The organism is Streptomyces sp. NPDC004629, assembly GCF_042873595.1.
In the GTDB taxonomy this organism is placed as follows: domain Bacteria; phylum Actinomycetota; class Actinomycetes; order Streptomycetales; family Streptomycetaceae; genus Streptomyces.
In genome coordinates, this window is record NZ_JBIALO010000016.1 from 1 (window position 1) to 14075 (window position 14075).

The window sequence follows — 14075 nt, forward strand, 5'->3', positions numbered from 1 at the left end:
ACGATCATCGGCGACAAGAACTACTACGGCCGCGAGTTCGAGCATGACCTTGCCGAGCGTCACCTGGAACTGCTGCGGCCGGCCCGCAAGGGCGAACCCGAGCGGGCCGGGGCACACCTGTTCAAGCCGCTGCGGCAGGTCATCGAGTCGGTCAACCAGACCTTCAAAGGCCAGCTCGACCTCGAACGACACGGCGCCAAGAGCCCGGCAGGGGTGGCGGCCCGCGTCTTGTGCCGGATCCTCGCACTCACAGCGGTGATCTGGCACAACGACAAAACCGGACAGCCGATCAAGCGGTCACTGACCGCCTACGATCACTGACTGTAACAACACCCCTTGGACTCATTCATCTAGCCGTGGCCTAGGACAGGCCCAGTTTGCGGAAGTCCCAGGAGACGATCTTCTCCGGGGTCAGCCGCGCCCAGGCGTGCCGGCCGTCGTGCGGCATCTCGTCGAGACCGAAGTTCTTGCGGGCGAACAGGGTCTCCGGAGTGTCGAGTTCGGCGCACAGCTCGCCGGTGCGCGGCACCTCGCCGACGAACTCCACGGTCCCGGACAGCTCCACGCCGCGCAGTTGGTCGTACTCCTCGCCCGAGTCCACCACGACGGCCACCCGCGGATCGCGGCGCAGCTCCGACCAGCGTCTGCTGCGCACCACCGAGTACAGCCAGAGCGAAGTGCCGTCCCAGGCGAACCAGAGCGCGCTGACGTGCGGTGCGCCGTCCGCGGAGACGGTGGCGACCCGGCAGGTGCGCTGGCCGGTGAGGAACTCGTCCAGTTCACCGGCCGTCATCATGATCTTCCGGCCCCGGCGTTGAGCGACGGTCATACGGACCCCTTCTTCCCCTCTCGGGCAATGCTCGTTAGTCTCGCCCGCCCCGCACCTCGGCGAAAGGGGGCGTCGTGCCGTCCTGCGAACGGCTCAGTGAACTCCTCGATCCCACGGTCACCGTGCTGCTCACCGTGGAGTGCCAGCGGGGCGTCGTGGGACCCGACGGGGCGCTGCCCGAACTCGCCGGGGCGGCCCGCTCGTCGGGCGCCCTCGGCAATGTCGCCCGGCTCGTCGCCGCCGCGCACGACAGCGACGTCCAGGTGATCCACGCCATCGCCGAGCGCCGCCCGGACGGCCGGGGCGCCGGCCGCAACGCGCGGCTGTTCCGCGCGGCCGAACGGCTGCCCGTGCAGCAGCTGTCCGGCACCACCGCGGTGCGCGTCGCGCCCCCGATCGAGGTGGCCGAGCAGGACATCGTCGTACGACGCCTGCACGGCCTGTCTCCCATCCAGGGCACCGAAGTCGACGCGCTGCTGCGCAATCTGGGCTGCCGCACGCTGATCGTCACCGGCGTCTCGGCCAACGTGGCGATCCCCAACGCGGTCTTCGACGCCGTGAACCGCGGCTACACCGCGGTCGTGCCCGCCGACGCCATCGCGGGGGTGCCCGCCGACTACACCCTCGCGCTGGTCCGCCACACCCTCGCGCTGGTCGCCACGGTCGCGACCACCGACGAGGTACTGGGCTGCCTCAGGCGGCCACGGCGCGGGGCGTGAGCCTCACGCGAGCGTGATCTGGTCACCGGACACCGTGATGCTCTTGGCGGGCAGCGGCCGGGTGGCCGGGCCGCCCTGCACCGTGCCGTCGGCGGCGGAGAACCTGCTGTTGTGGCAGGGGCAGACGATCGCGCCGTCGGACACGCTGCCCACCGAGCACCCCTGGTGGGTGCACGTCGACGAGAACGCCTCGAACCGGCCCGCCGTCGGCTGTGTGACCACCACGCCCTGGTCCTTGAAGATCTTGCCGCCGCCCTCCGGGATGTCGGAGGTCTTCGCGAGCACGGTGCCGCCGGCCGCGGCGTTCTCGCCACCGCCCGAACCGCCGCCGGTGGACGCGCTGTCGCCTTGCGCGTCGGTGCCTTGCGTGTCGGTGCCGCCGGCCGGGTCGGACGAGCCGGAGCCGCTGTCCGATCCGCAGGCGGCCAGAGCGAGGGTGAGCCCCGTCGCTCCGGCCGCCGCGACGACGGTACGGCGGGCCGGACCCGCCGCGGATTCGAGCGATGCGCTGGTCATGAGGGGATTCCCTTCCGCGGAGCTGTCTCCTGATCCGTTCAGGGGTACGGCCCGTAGGGTCCGCCCGTTCAGACGCGGCCGAGATCCCGGCGTCCTCGGGGCCCACGGGCCGTGAGCGCCGCGCCGGGCGGGTGGCCCGGTGTCCGGATCAACGGCTCCGCAACCGAGACGTCAGAACGGGCCCGTCACGCGACTTCGGCCGCCCCGGGACCGGGGCGGCCGACAACAGGGGCGGTGTCGGGTGTCGCCCGGGGCCCGCGCGGTCGTGGGCGGTCCGACGCTCCCGAGAGAACGTGTCACACGCGTCCGTTCGTCAAACGGGTGAGGAGGCCGCCCTTGGCGGCCGGATGTGCGGTGGCCCTGCCCGCCGCGAACGTCGCGCCCAGCACTCCGACGAGTCCCGCACCGACGCCCATCGCGGCCTTCTTGCGGTTCTTCACGACCGTCCAGGCGGTCGTGGCCCCCGAGGCGACACCAAAAGCGGCGGCGGCCGTGGTCCGTCGAGTCGACTCGACGCCCGCGGCGGCGGCCCGTCCCGCGTGCGAGGCCGCCGCGCCCAACGACGTGGTCCCGGACTCGGCGGTCTTCTTCGCCGCGGCCGCGGACTCCTTGGACTGCCGCGCCGAGTCGGCGCCGCTCCTCTTGGCCTGCCCGGCGGTGGTCTGGGCCTTCTTGCGGACGGTGCCGGCGCCGCCTGCGGTGCGCGTACGCGCGGTCTGCGGACCTTTGCTCGAATCCTTGTTCTTTTCTGTAGCCATGATGTGCGTCTTGCCGCTGAACGGCCCGCAAAACCGGCGGGGACGGCGGGCCGGGACCGTGGCGTCAGCCGCCCTGGCCGTGCGGCAGCAGCGACCCGAGCGGACCGAGGTCCAGGTTCAGGTCGTCCATCGTCAGCCCGTAGCGTTCGCAGAGTTCGGCCATGCGGTCCTCCAGGATCATCAGCGTCATGCCGATGCGCTCCTCCTGGAATTCGTCCAGGTCTCCCTGGTCCACCCGGTGCAGGGCCGTGCGTTCCATCAGCTGGCGCAGCAGCTCGACGATGGTGAGGACCAGCTTGATCAGGTCGCGTTCCACCGTCTCCGGGTCCGTGCGCAGCCGCTGGGCGATGTCCCCGCCGCGCGAGCCGGGTTCCGTGCCCCCGCCTGCCTGCTGAGGGGGCGCGGGCACGAGGCCGAAGGCGCGGGCCGCCGACCGCGCGACTGCGGCGAAGTCGTCCGACCGCGCGACTGCGGCGAAGTCGTCGCTCTCCGCCGTCATGGCTCACGCACCCAGGGCGACGGCGCGTCGCCGGTGATCGACCGGATGACCGCGCGCAGATTGATGTGGACGAGATCGACGTCCGCGACGGACAGCACGAGATCCCCGGTCAGGACGGCGCCGCCGGACAGGAGCCGGTCCAGCAGGTCGATCAGGGCTACTTCACGACCCGACAGCGATTCCTCCGCGAAGCCGTCGAGCCGCGCCCCGGCCGCCGGGATGTACCGGGTCAGGTCCGTCATCGGACGTCCGCCTCCTTCGGGCCGACGTCCGCCGTGAACGAGTACGGAGCCCAGGGGCCCGTCACCTCGACCCGCACCCCCGGCACTCCCTGAGCCAGCGAGGAGACGGCGGCGCGGAATGCCGCGCGGTCCGAACGGGCGACAAGATACGCCTCGTTGGCGATGTTCTCGCCCGGCCGTGGGCCCAGGCCGGCCTGCTGCGGGCGGTGCGCCGCACGTGCCCGCGCAAGCCCGGACACCGTCTGCGGCAGGCGTGCCGCCACCTCGCCCGCGGCGCGGTAGGCCGCCCGGTGGCCGCGCCGCTGCGCCTGGCGGCGGCGGAGATACGCACGCCCCGGAGCGTCGGCGGCGGCCCCCGCGTTCGGCGGCTGCGCGGCAGCGCCGGGAGCCGCGGGCCGCTCCGCAGCAACCGGGGTCGCGTACACCTTCACACCGAGTTCCTCATGGCCGTCCAGCCAGTCGAGGAGTCGCCGGAACCGATCGGCGTCGCAGCGCAGAACGCCGGCCACGCGCGCGTCGTCGAGATACACCGTCGCGAGCCGCATCGGCAGCACGGTGGTACGGCTGTGCACGGCGTCCACCACCGCGTTGTGTGCGCGGGCCAGAGCCTCCAGCCGCTCCAGATCGTTCAGGCGGGCTTCAAGGCCCTCGGCGCCGAACTCCTCGGCGGGCACGGAGGCCACCACAGCCGCCAGCCCGTCGTGCCGGACCAGCCGCAGGCCGGTCCCGCCCGCGGGCGCCGGGGGAGCATCGGGCCCGAACGGCGGGTCGGGGGCGCTCGCGCGGCACACCGCGTACAGGTAGGAGACGGTGCCGGCGTCGGCTCCACGGTCCGTCGTCACCGCTCCTCGCTCCCTTCGGGTACATGCGGCTCCCGCGCGCCGTGGGTGGTCCCGGCCTCGGGGAGGGCCGTGGCCGCGCGCAGCTCCGCGACCTCGGCGCGCAGCCGGGCGATCTCCGCGGCCTGACCGTCGGTGCTCCCGGCCGGCGCGGCCCCCTGGGCACGGCCCCCCGCGTGGCCTGCCGGCATCTGACGGTCCGGCGCATCGTCACCGGCGCGGGAGGAGAGCGAAGGATCGTGTTCCCACCAGTCGATGCCCATCTCCTTCGCCTTGTCCACGGAGGCGACGAGCAGCCGCAGTTTGATGGTCAGCAACTCGATGTCGAGCAGGTTGATCTGGATGTCCCCCGCGATGACCACGCCCTTGTCGAGGACGCGTTCCAGGATGTCCGCGAGATTGGCGGAGTTACCCTGCGACGGCGGCCCGTAGGGGGCTGCGGCGGGGGACCGGCCCGTACGGCCGGACAGTGAGTCGGGCATGTCAGTTCACCCCCGTGCCGATCGTCGTGGCGTCCTCGGATTCCTCGCCGTCACGGAGCTCGCCGCGCCAGGCGTCGGTGGCCTCTTTCCGCATCATGGTGAACGTGCGGTACGGCCTGAGCAGCGCGCCGAACGCCGAGTCAGCCATGGTCGCCACCTCCGCGACCGGTCCTGCGGGCGGTGCCGGAGGCCGCCTTGCGTGCGGACGAGGCGGACTTCCGCGCGCCGGACGATGCCTTGCGGGTGCCGCCGGACGCCGTTTTCTTCGCGGCGCCGGAGGCATGAGCACCTGCGCTCGACGGGCTCCTGCGCGGCGACGCCTTGGCCTTCGCGGAGCCCTTCGCCGCACCCTTCGCGGTGCCCTTTGTGGATGCGCCGCGCGCGTCGGCGTCCTCGCGCCGGGAGTCGGGCGCCGCCGCCTCGTCATGGTGGCCGCGGCCCTCAAGTCGCAGGGTGCGCTCGTGCAAGGAGTCGGCGAAGCCCCCGATCCGCTGAGTGAGCGCGGAGGTGGCGGCGGACCTGGCGGCGTCGAGGAATTCCCTGCGGACCTGGTCGTTCAAGCCGTCCAGGAGTGGGGAGTCGCTGAGCGCGGACCCCAATTGCCTGGGATCGAGATTGAGTTTCTTGCCGGCCAGCAACATCCCCAGTCCGATGGCCGTCTTGGCTTTCTTCGTACGTCCGAGAACGTAGCCCCCTACCAGGGCCGCGCCTATCTTGACGTTGTGGGGCATCATCTGGTGCGCACCTCGTTCTCCGGTATGGGAGGGCCGTTCTCCCGTGGATCCGCGGGCTGTGTGATGTCATGGATCGAGGCCGAGCCGCCATCGCTCGTACTGGATGGACTCCAACGCGTCGAGTAGTTCGTCCTCGCGCCGGTCGAATTCCTCGGCGGAGATCTGCCCCGTGACCAATTCCCTCTCCAGTCCCGCCAGTTGTTCGCGTATCGGGTCGGGGTCGTAATACTCCTGCTCGGCTGCCGTCAGCACGTGTCCGAGCACCCAGGTGAAGCCGCGGACCGGGGCCACCGGCAGGGTGAGGAGCTGAGTGATGAGCCCCATCAGACAAAGCTGTACGGCGGGAGCGGGCCGTTCAGCCGGATCGTGTACGCCGCGCCGTGCAGAGCGGCCTCCTCCTGCACGGCCTGCGAAAAGGCGGCGGCCTTGTCACGCCTCACCAGGAACGACACGTTCAGCAAGGTGTCCCGCGACGCCTCGCCCACCACAGTGTCCAGCGCGGCCGGAAAGAGGCGCTCGGTCATCTCCTTCGCTTCCCGTTCCTGGCGGACCTTGACCTCCTCGGCGATGAGTTCACCGAGGCGCATCTTCTCGTTCCGCGCGTCCGGGTTCGCCCGGGTGAACGCGTTCAGCCGGCGGATCTCGTCGGATGCACGGACGATCTCCTTCAGCAGGTCGTCCGCGTCCCGCGAGACCTTCACATTGAATTCAAGACAGCCGTCGAGCTGCGCGAGCCGTTCCTTGTAGCTTTCCCGGTGGTCGTCGAGGGCCGCTGCCACCTGTGCGTCATCCGGTCCCACGAGCCCGAACCGCATGGGCAGCGCGGCGCCGTCGGCCATCAGGCTCTCCAACACGGCCTGGTGCGCGGCCACATCCCTGCGCTTGGCCCGGAGGCCGTCGGGCGCATCGCTGACGACCGCCGTCAGTTCCCCGGCCCGCACCGTACGCACCGCGGCGGGGGGCTCGCCCACCCCGCTCAAGGCGTCGACGCGGAGCGGATGGTCCGACGCGGTGATCGCGTAGACGTAGGTGGGCATGGCCTACTCCTCCCGGCGGCGGGTCGTACGGCGGCTCGATGACGTCGACTTGCCGGCGTGCTCGCCCTCTCCCTCGCCGTCGGACTTGCCCTGGAGGGATTCGGTGATCGCCTCGACCGCTCCGGTCAGCGCTCCCTTGCTCTTGCCCTTCGCGCCGCTCTCCATGGAGTCCCCGACGAGATCGGTCAGGCCGGAGGGCTTGTTGCGGCCCGACTCCAGATCGAGCCTGTTGCACGCCTCGGCGAAGCGCAGATAGGTGTCCACACTGGCGACGACGACGCGAACGTCGATCTTGAGTATTTCGATGCCGACCAGGGAGACCCGGACGAAGGCGTCTATGACGAGACCGCGGTCGAGAATCAGTTCCAGGACGTCGTAGAGATTCCCTGAACCACTACCGCTCGTCGGAACAGTGGACTGCTGAACTATGCTCACGTTGCTTCTCCCTTTCTTTCTCGTGCCTCATCGGTTTCTTTCTCGTGCCTCATCGGTCGACTTCCTCATCGGTCGACCCGGCCCCGTGCGTAGCGTTGCGCGCGGTCATAGCCGGTCAGTTCACCCTGGTCGTCCATGTCGACGCGATACGACGCCATGACACTCGATGTGTCCGGAACGCGTTCGATCTCCACGACTTCCACGGAGGCGGTCCAACCGTCGTCGGTCCTCTTGATTGCGGACACCGAGTCCGGCTCCCTGCCGAGCAGTCCCGCGAGTTGGGCGGCGGCGCGGCGCATCGCTTCGGGAGCACCGATACGGCCGCATTCGCTTCCGCTGTCGCCCACGTCGTTCCTCTCGGGTTTCGTCATCGTCCGTCCGTAGCCTCATGGAAGGGGGAAAGCGGCCCGAGCCGCGGCGCGCTGCGGGGCGTCGTGGCTGTGCGCACTCCGCGGGGTTCGGCAGCGTCCTCGCGCAGAGGCGTCGGGACCTGTCCGACCGTTTCCGGGGCTTGCTTTGTGTGTAGGGATCGCGTGCCCGTCACTACCGGATCCATGCCCGCAGCACGTCAGCACGCGGGCTGGGGAGGCAACTTGAGCCGCCGTGACCGCAACGGAGACGTGGGCGGGTATTTGCACGGCTGCCGGTCGCTCCGCTGAGGAAACCGCCTTGCGCGCTCCGTACCCCCTGGGCGAGCCGTGCGAGCCGACCGACTCCGACCCCGGGGCCGCCTGGCCGGCTCGCCGATCGTGGCCGATTGGAAGGTCAAGTAGGCGTGTAACCTGGGAAAATGCTGTCTGAGGTCACCGCGATCCGCTATATCACGCCGCTGCGTGAGGGGGGTTCGCTGCCGGGGCTCGTCGAGGGCGACGACCTCAATACCTATGTCATGAAGTTCACCGGGGCGGGCCAGGGCCGCAAGACCCTGGTCGCCGAGGTGGTCTGCGGGGAACTGGCGCGCCGGCTCGGCTTCCGGGTGCCCCCGCTGGTGACGATCGCGCTCGACCCGGTGCTGGGGCTCGGCGAGCCCGACCGGGAGGTGCAGGACCTCCTCAGGTCCAGCGGCGGCACCAACCTCGGGATGGACTTCCTGTCCGGCGCGCTCGGCTTCGACCCGCTGGCCTTCGCCGTGGACCCCCGGGAGGCCGGGCGGATCGTCTGGTTCGACGCGCTGGTGAACAACGTCGACCGATCCTGGCGCAACCCCAACCTGCTGATGCACCGCGGCGACCTGTGGCTCATCGACCACGGCGCCACCCTGATCTGGCACCACAACTGGCCGGGCGCCGACTCCTCAGCCGCCCGCCCGTACGACGCCTCGGACCACGCCCTGGCCCGTTTCGCACCGGACGTCGCGGCGGCCGCCGCCGCGCTGGCCCCCCTGGTCACCGGGGACCTGCTCGCCGAGGTGACCGCCGAGATCCCCGACGCCTGGCTCGCCGACGAGCCCGGCTTCGACTCGCCGGACGACCTCCGGCGCGCCTACGCACGGCCGCTCCTCGCCCGGGCCGCCGTCATCCACCAGCGCATCACCGGCATCGAGGGGGCCAAGTGACCGAGCGGCACATCATCAGGCCGGGCCAGGGCGGCGGCCGTGACGTCTTCGAGTACGCCGTGCTGCGTGTCGTGCCCCGCATCGAGCGCGGTGAGTGCATCAACGCGGGCGTGGTCGTGTACTGCCGGGCCAGGGCGTATGTGGGTGCCCGCATCCAGTTGGACGAGGCCAGGCTGCTGGCGCTCGACCCGGCCGCGGACACGGACGGCGTACGGGCGGCGCTCCGCGCGATCGAAGGGGTGTGCGCCGGCGGCGAGGCCGCCGGGCAGGCGGCCGGGGACGACGCGGGACGGCGCTTCCGCTGGCTGATCGCGCCCCGCTCGACGGTGGTGCAGCCCGGTCCCGTGCACACCGGGCTCACCACGGATCCGGCGGCCGAGGCGGAGCGATTGCTGGACCTCCTGGTGAGGTAATGGATCACATGCGCCGGGTGTGCCGTTGACACCGGGTGCCCGGGCTTCTAGCGTCACGTCCACCGAGGGTACTAAGCGGTCGCTCATCGGTCGGGCGTACGGTGGGAGCCGCAGACCGGCTCTGCCGACCAGGATTTCTCAAGGGCGAGGAGAACCAGCAATGTCCACCACTGAGCAGCGGGTCGCCGTGGTCACCGGAGGCGCCCGCGGTATCGGCGCCGCCACCGCCGTACGACTGGCCGCCGAGGGCCGCGCGGTCGCGGTGATCGACCTTGACGAGGCCGCCTGCAAGGACACCGTGGAGAAGATCACCGCCGGCGGCGGCAGGGCCGTCGCGGTCGGCGCCGACGTCTCGGACGAGGCGCAGGTCGAGGCCGCCGTCGCGCGCGTCGCCGAGGAACTGGGCGCCCCCACGATCCTGGTCAACAACGCCGGCGTGCTCCGGGACAACCTGCTGTTCAAGATGACGACGGCCGACTGGGACACCGTGATGAACGTGCACCTGCGCGGCTCGTTCCTGATGACCAGGGCCCTGCAGAAGCACATGGTGGACGCGGGCTGGGGCCGGATCGTCAACCTCTCCTCGTCCTCGGCGCTGGGCAACCGCGGCCAGGTCAACTACTCCGCCGCCAAGGCCGGCCTGCAGGGCTTCACGAAGACCCTCGCCATCGAACTCGGCAGGTTCGGCATCACCGCCAACGCCGTCGCCCCCGGCTTCATCGCCACCGAGATGACCAAGGCCACCGCCGAGCGCGTCAAGATGGGCTTCGAGGAGTTCAAGGCGGCCGCCGCCACCCAGATCCCGGTGCAGCGCGTCGGCGAGCCCGAGGACATCGCCAACGCCATCGCCTTCTTCACCGGCGAGGCGGCCGGTTTTGTCTCCGGCCAGGTGCTGTACGTGGCCGGCGGACCGCTCGACTAGGCACCGATGGGGAACACGGACATGACTGAACTCCCGGAGCCGACCGGCAAGGTCGCCCTCGTCACGGGCGCCAGCCGAGGCATCGGCTACGGCGTCGCCGCGGCGCTGGTCGCGCGCGGCGACCGCGTCTGCATCACCGGCCGGGGCGAGGACGCCCTCAAGGAGGCCGTCGACAAGCTCGGTGCCGACCGGGCCGTCGCCGTCGCGGGCAAGGCCCATGACCTGGCGCACCAGGCCGAGGCCGTGGAACGCGCCATGGACGCCTTCGGCCGCGTCGACTTCCTGGTCAACAACGCCGGCACCAACCCGGTGTTCGGGCCGATGGCCGACCTCGATCTCGACGTCGCGCGCAAGGTGTTCGAGACGAACGTGATCTCCGCGCTCGGTTTCGCCCAGAAGACCTGGCACGCCTGGCAGAAGGACAACGGCGGCGCGATCGTCAACATCGCCTCGGTGGCGGGCCTCGCGCCCTCCCCGTTCATCGGCGCCTACGGCGTCAGCAAGGCAGCGATGATCAACCTGACCCAGCAGCTGGCGCACGAGTTCGCGCCCCGGGTGCGGGTCAACGCCATCGCCCCGGCCGTCGTCAAGACCAGGTTCGCCAAGGCCCTGTACGAGGGCCGCGAGGCGGAGGCCGCCGCTGCCTACCCGCTCGGGCGGCTCGGCGTGCCCTCCGACATAGGGGGAGCGGCGGCGTTCCTCACCTGCGAGCAGTCCGACTGGATCACCGGGCAGACCCTCGTCGTGGACGGCGGCATCTTCCTCAACGCGGGCGTCGGCTGACCGCCGCGCGATGACGGGCCGCGCCGGCACCCGGGCGCGAAGGGACCGTCGCGCGGGTAACGATCGGGCGCACGAGAGCGTCGTTTCCTTGACGGGGACGGCGCTCTCGTCCGTGCGCGGCGGGTCCACGGCGCGATGACAACGTCGTCATGAACGACCTGACAGAGCCCTGTCCGAAGCGGGTTCGCCCGGCGCGGCGCTGCGGTATGGTCTGCCGACCCGACCCCTTGGTATGGCAGATCGAGGAGCGTGCGCGTGTTCGACCGGAACCGATGCCTGCGTCAGTTGGCGGCGATCGCGTCCATATCTCTGGTGACCGGGTGCGCAGTCTTCTCCGACGGCGATCCGAACAGCGAGGAACCGATCGTCGTCGGGACCACCAGCGCGCCGAGCACGCTGGATCCCGCCGCGGCCTGGGACGGCTCGTGGGAGCTGTTCCGCAACATCTACCAGACCCTCGTCGCCTACCCCAACGGCTCCACCACGCCCCAGCCGGACGCCGCCAAGAGCTGTGCGTTCACCGACCGTTCGAACCGTACCTACCACTGCGCACTGCGCCCGGACCTGCGGTTCGCCGACGGCGACCCGCTGACCGCCGGGGCCGTCAAGCACTCCGTCGACCGGATCCGGGCCATCGATGCGCCGAGCGGCCCCGCCGGGCTCCTCGGCAGCCTCGACCGGGTCGAGACCCGCGGTGACCACGACGTCTTCTTCCATCTGAACCAGGCCGACGCGACCTTCCCGTTCGTGCTCGCCACCCCGGCCATGTCGATCGTCGACCCGCGCGAGTACCCGGCCCGGTCGCTGCGCGAGGACGGCACGGTCCACGGGTCCGGGCCGTACGAGCTGCGATCGTACGAGGAGGGCAAGCAGGCCGAACTGGTCCGCAACGACCGCTACCAGGGCTTCGCCGACCGGCAGAACGAGGCGGTGACGATCCGCTACTTCCAGGACTCCGCCACCATGGTCGAGGCGCTGCGCGCCAAGGACATCGATCTGACCTACCGCGGCCTCGCGGCCGGCGACATCATCGCCCTCCAGGGCCACGAGTCGAAGGACCTGCAACTGGTCGACGGCGCCGGCACGGACATCAGCTACCTGGTCTTCAACCCGAAGGACCCCTGGGCCGACAGACTCGCCGTGCGCAAGGCCGTGGCCCAGGTCGTGGACCGCGCCGCCATCGCGCACAAGGTCTACAAGGACACCGTGGACCCCCTGTACTCCATGGTCCCCAAGGGCCTGACCGGCCACACCACCGGCTTCTTCGACGACTTCGGCGAACCGGACGCCGCGCGGGCGCGCAGGATCCTCACCGAGGCGGGCATCACCGGCCGCGTCCCGCTGACCCTCTGGTACACCACCGACCGGTACGGCTCCGAGACCGCCAAGGAGTTCCAGGAGCTGAAGACCCAGCTGGAGGACTCCGGCCTGTTCACGATCACCTTGAAGAGCCGCCCATGGAAGACCTATGTGGTGGGCTACCAGAAGGGCGAGTACCCGGTGTTCGGCCGCGGCTGGTTCCCCGACTTCCCCGACGCGGACAACTTCATCGCCCCGTTCGTCGGCGAGCAGAACGCCCTCGGCACCCCCTACCGGGCGCCCCGGATCACCAAGGAGCTGCTGCCCGCGTCCCGGCGTGAGAGCGACCGCGCGAACGTGGTGAAGCAGTTCGAGGAGGCGCAGCAGATACTGGTGGACGACGCCCGGCTGCTGCCGCTGTGGCAGGGACGGCAGTACGTGGCGGCCAGCGACGACATCTCGGGCGGCGAGCGCGCGCTCGACCCGTCGACGATCATGATGATGTGGGAGCTGCACCGCAAGACCAACTGGTGACGGCGGTCGCGGCACCGGTTGTCAGTGGTCGCCTGTAGGTTCTGAGACCTGCAAGTGACCGTAGACCGTAAGGACGTTGACGTGACCGACACCGCCATGCTGCCCGAGTCCTGGCGCGGGGTTCTGGGCGACGAACTGCAGCAGACCTACTTCAAGGAGCTGACCGAGTTCGTCGAGGAGGAGCGGGCGAAGGGTCCCGTCTACCCGCCGCGCGAGGAGGTCTTCGCCGCGCTGGAGGCGACGCCGTACGAGAAGGTCAAGGTGCTCGTCCTCGGCCAGGACCCCTATCACGGCGAGGGCCAGGGCCACGGCCTGTGCTTCTCGGTGCGCCCCGGGGTGAAGACCCCGCCCTCCCTGCGGAACATCTACAAGGAGATGAAGGAGGAGCTGGGCACGCCGATCCCGGACAACGGCTATCTGATGCCGTGGGCCGAGCAGGGCGTGCTGCTGCTCAACGCGGTCCTCACGGTGCGCGGGGGCGAGGCGAACTCGCACAAGGGCAAGGGCTGGGAGAAGTTCACCGACGCGGTGATCCGCGCGGTGGCCGAGCGGCCGGACCCGGCCGTCTTCGTCCTGTGGGGCAACTACGCGCAGAAGAAGCTCCCGCTGATCGACGAGACCCGCCATGTGGTGGTCAAGGGCGCGCACCCCTCGCCGCTGTCCGCGAAGAAGTTCTTCGGCTCCCGGCCGTTCACGCAGATCAACGAGGCGATCGCCCGGCAGGGCCACGAGCCGGTCGACTGGACGATCCCGGACCTCGGCTGACCGCGCCGAGGCGCGCCGATGCCCTACGGGGGCGCCTGACCGGGATTGCCGGTGCCCCCGGTTAGCGTCGGGGTGGGACGGGGGCGCGGCGGCCGGCGGGCGGCTTGCGGTGCGTGCGGCCACGAGACGGAGGAGGCGCCGTGGTGGAGCGACAGGAGCAGGCCGCGCCGGACGGCGTACTGACCCGCATCGGGCAGGTCGTCATGCTGCACCACGGCGGGGACCGTGAGGAGGCCCGGCGCCGCCTGCTCGACCTGTGGACGGAGATCGGACAGGACGGGGACCCGCTGCACCGCTGCACGCTGGCGCACTATCTGGCCGACACGCAGGACGATCCCTCGGACGAACTGGCCTGGGACCTGAGGGCGTTGTCGGCGGCGCAGGAGGCGGCGCACGGCGGGCCGGACGGCGCTTCGGGCGCGGTCCGCGGCTTCTACCCGTCGCTGCACCTCAATCTCGCCGCCGACTATGTGAAGCTGGGCCGCACCGAGGCGGCCCGCAGCCATCTGCGCCGGGCCCGCGGCGCGGCCGGGGCCCTCGCCGACGACAGCTACGGCGACGGCGTGCGGGCGGCGATCAGCCGGCTGGCCCTGCACCTGGGCGGCCCACCCCCGGGCGACGAACCCTGGGGCCCGACGCCCAGACCCCGGGCCTGAGCGAGCCCGGCGGGTCCATCTGCGGTTCAACAGCGCCCCTGAAGCGGCGCGGAGACTG

At 70.9% G+C, this 14075-nt stretch carries 21 protein-coding genes and 1 pseudogene; 9 read left to right on the forward strand and 13 right to left on the reverse strand.

The features are described from left to right. A pseudogene (locus ACFYTE_RS24035) lies at positions 1-321 on the forward strand (IS982 family transposase); the annotation flags it as partial. A 40-nt stretch (positions 322-361) separates the two neighbouring features. On the opposite strand, the gene ACFYTE_RS24040 reads toward ACFYTE_RS24035, so the two are convergent. Continuing rightward, complete coding sequence (locus ACFYTE_RS24040; RefSeq protein ID WP_388713908.1) at positions 362-829, reverse strand: pyridoxamine 5'-phosphate oxidase family protein; 468 nt, start codon at positions 827-829, stop codon at positions 362-364. 74 nt (positions 830-903) lie between these two features. On the opposite strand from ACFYTE_RS24040, the gene ACFYTE_RS24045 reads away from it, so the two are divergent. Beyond that, positions 904-1548, forward strand: a complete 645-nt coding sequence (locus ACFYTE_RS24045) for a cysteine hydrolase (RefSeq protein WP_388713911.1) — start codon at positions 904-906, stop codon at positions 1546-1548. A 3-nt stretch (positions 1549-1551) separates the two neighbouring features. Here the strand turns inward: ACFYTE_RS24045 and ACFYTE_RS24050 are convergent, their stop codons facing one another. The 12 genes from ACFYTE_RS24050 to ACFYTE_RS24105 form a co-directional block, all read right to left on the reverse strand. Beyond that, a complete protein-coding gene (locus tag ACFYTE_RS24050; protein WP_388713914.1) occupies positions 1552-2064 on the reverse strand; it encodes a Rieske (2Fe-2S) protein in 513 nt (170 codons plus the stop codon). A 296-nt stretch (positions 2065-2360) separates the two neighbouring features. Continuing rightward, a complete protein-coding gene (locus ACFYTE_RS24055; RefSeq protein WP_388713917.1) occupies positions 2361-2822 on the reverse strand; it encodes a hypothetical protein in 462 nt (153 codons plus the stop codon). A gap of 64 nt (positions 2823-2886) precedes the next feature. Next, a complete protein-coding gene (locus tag ACFYTE_RS24060; protein WP_388713919.1) occupies positions 2887-3321 on the reverse strand; it encodes a gas vesicle protein K in 435 nt (144 codons plus the stop codon). Then, a complete protein-coding gene (locus ACFYTE_RS24065) occupies positions 3318-3563 on the reverse strand; it encodes a gas vesicle protein (RefSeq protein ID WP_388713922.1) in 246 nt (81 codons plus the stop codon). The genes ACFYTE_RS24060 and ACFYTE_RS24065 overlap by 4 nt, the downstream gene beginning before the upstream one ends. After that, positions 3560-4405 (reverse strand): GvpL/GvpF family gas vesicle protein, encoded by an 846-nt coding sequence (locus ACFYTE_RS24070; protein ID WP_388713924.1) that lies wholly within the window; start codon positions 4403-4405, stop codon positions 3560-3562. Before ACFYTE_RS24070 ends, ACFYTE_RS24065 begins: the two co-directional genes overlap by 4 nt. Further along, entirely contained in the window at positions 4402-4884 is a 483-nt protein-coding gene (locus ACFYTE_RS24075; RefSeq protein WP_388713927.1) for a gas vesicle protein, read from the reverse strand. The genes ACFYTE_RS24070 and ACFYTE_RS24075 overlap by 4 nt, the downstream gene beginning before the upstream one ends. Position 4885: 1 nt before the next feature. Then, entirely contained in the window at positions 4886-5032 is a 147-nt protein-coding gene (locus ACFYTE_RS24080) for a hypothetical protein (protein WP_388713930.1), read from the reverse strand. Next, complete coding sequence (locus ACFYTE_RS24085; protein WP_388713933.1) at positions 5025-5618, reverse strand: hypothetical protein; 594 nt, start codon at positions 5616-5618, stop codon at positions 5025-5027. Before ACFYTE_RS24085 ends, ACFYTE_RS24080 begins: the two co-directional genes overlap by 8 nt. Positions 5619-5684: 66 nt before the next feature. Next, entirely contained in the window at positions 5685-5942 is a 258-nt protein-coding gene (locus ACFYTE_RS24090) for a gas vesicle protein GvpG (RefSeq protein ID WP_388713936.1), read from the reverse strand. After that, entirely contained in the window at positions 5942-6655 is a 714-nt protein-coding gene (locus ACFYTE_RS24095; protein ID WP_388713939.1) for a GvpL/GvpF family gas vesicle protein, read from the reverse strand. Before ACFYTE_RS24095 ends, ACFYTE_RS24090 begins: the two co-directional genes overlap by 1 nt. Positions 6656-6658: 3 nt before the next feature. Beyond that, entirely contained in the window at positions 6659-7090 is a 432-nt protein-coding gene (locus tag ACFYTE_RS24100; RefSeq protein ID WP_388713942.1) for a gas vesicle structural protein GvpA, read from the reverse strand. A 65-nt stretch (positions 7091-7155) separates the two neighbouring features. After that, entirely contained in the window at positions 7156-7461 is a 306-nt protein-coding gene (locus ACFYTE_RS24105) for a gas vesicle protein (protein ID WP_388713945.1), read from the reverse strand. Between the two features lie 419 nt (positions 7462-7880). On the opposite strand from ACFYTE_RS24105, the gene ACFYTE_RS24110 reads away from it, so the two are divergent. From ACFYTE_RS24110 to ACFYTE_RS24140, 7 genes are all read left to right on the forward strand, one after another. Further along, positions 7881-8645 (forward strand): HipA family kinase, encoded by a 765-nt coding sequence (locus tag ACFYTE_RS24110; RefSeq protein WP_388713948.1) that lies wholly within the window; start codon positions 7881-7883, stop codon positions 8643-8645. Beyond that, positions 8642-9058, forward strand: a complete 417-nt coding sequence (locus tag ACFYTE_RS24115) for a DUF3037 domain-containing protein (protein ID WP_388713950.1) — start codon at positions 8642-8644, stop codon at positions 9056-9058. The genes ACFYTE_RS24110 and ACFYTE_RS24115 overlap by 4 nt, the downstream gene beginning before the upstream one ends. Before the next feature lie 160 nt (positions 9059-9218). After that, positions 9219-9980, forward strand: a complete 762-nt coding sequence (fabG, locus tag ACFYTE_RS24120) for a 3-oxoacyl-ACP reductase FabG (protein WP_388713953.1) — start codon at positions 9219-9221, stop codon at positions 9978-9980. A gap of 21 nt (positions 9981-10001) precedes the next feature. Next, a complete protein-coding gene (locus ACFYTE_RS24125) occupies positions 10002-10763 on the forward strand; it encodes an SDR family oxidoreductase (protein WP_388713956.1) in 762 nt (253 codons plus the stop codon). Positions 10764-11018: 255 nt separating this feature from the next. Then, positions 11019-12596: an ABC transporter substrate-binding protein gene (locus ACFYTE_RS24130; RefSeq protein ID WP_388713959.1), complete on the forward strand. Its 1578-nt coding sequence runs from the start codon at positions 11019-11021 to the stop codon at positions 12594-12596. Positions 12597-12677: 81 nt separating this feature from the next. Beyond that, positions 12678-13361 (forward strand): uracil-DNA glycosylase, encoded by a 684-nt coding sequence (locus ACFYTE_RS24135; protein WP_388713962.1) that lies wholly within the window; start codon positions 12678-12680, stop codon positions 13359-13361. A 140-nt stretch (positions 13362-13501) separates the two neighbouring features. Further along, positions 13502-14017 (forward strand): hypothetical protein, encoded by a 516-nt coding sequence (locus ACFYTE_RS24140; RefSeq protein ID WP_388713965.1) that lies wholly within the window; start codon positions 13502-13504, stop codon positions 14015-14017. Positions 14018-14075 lie beyond the last annotated feature (58 nt).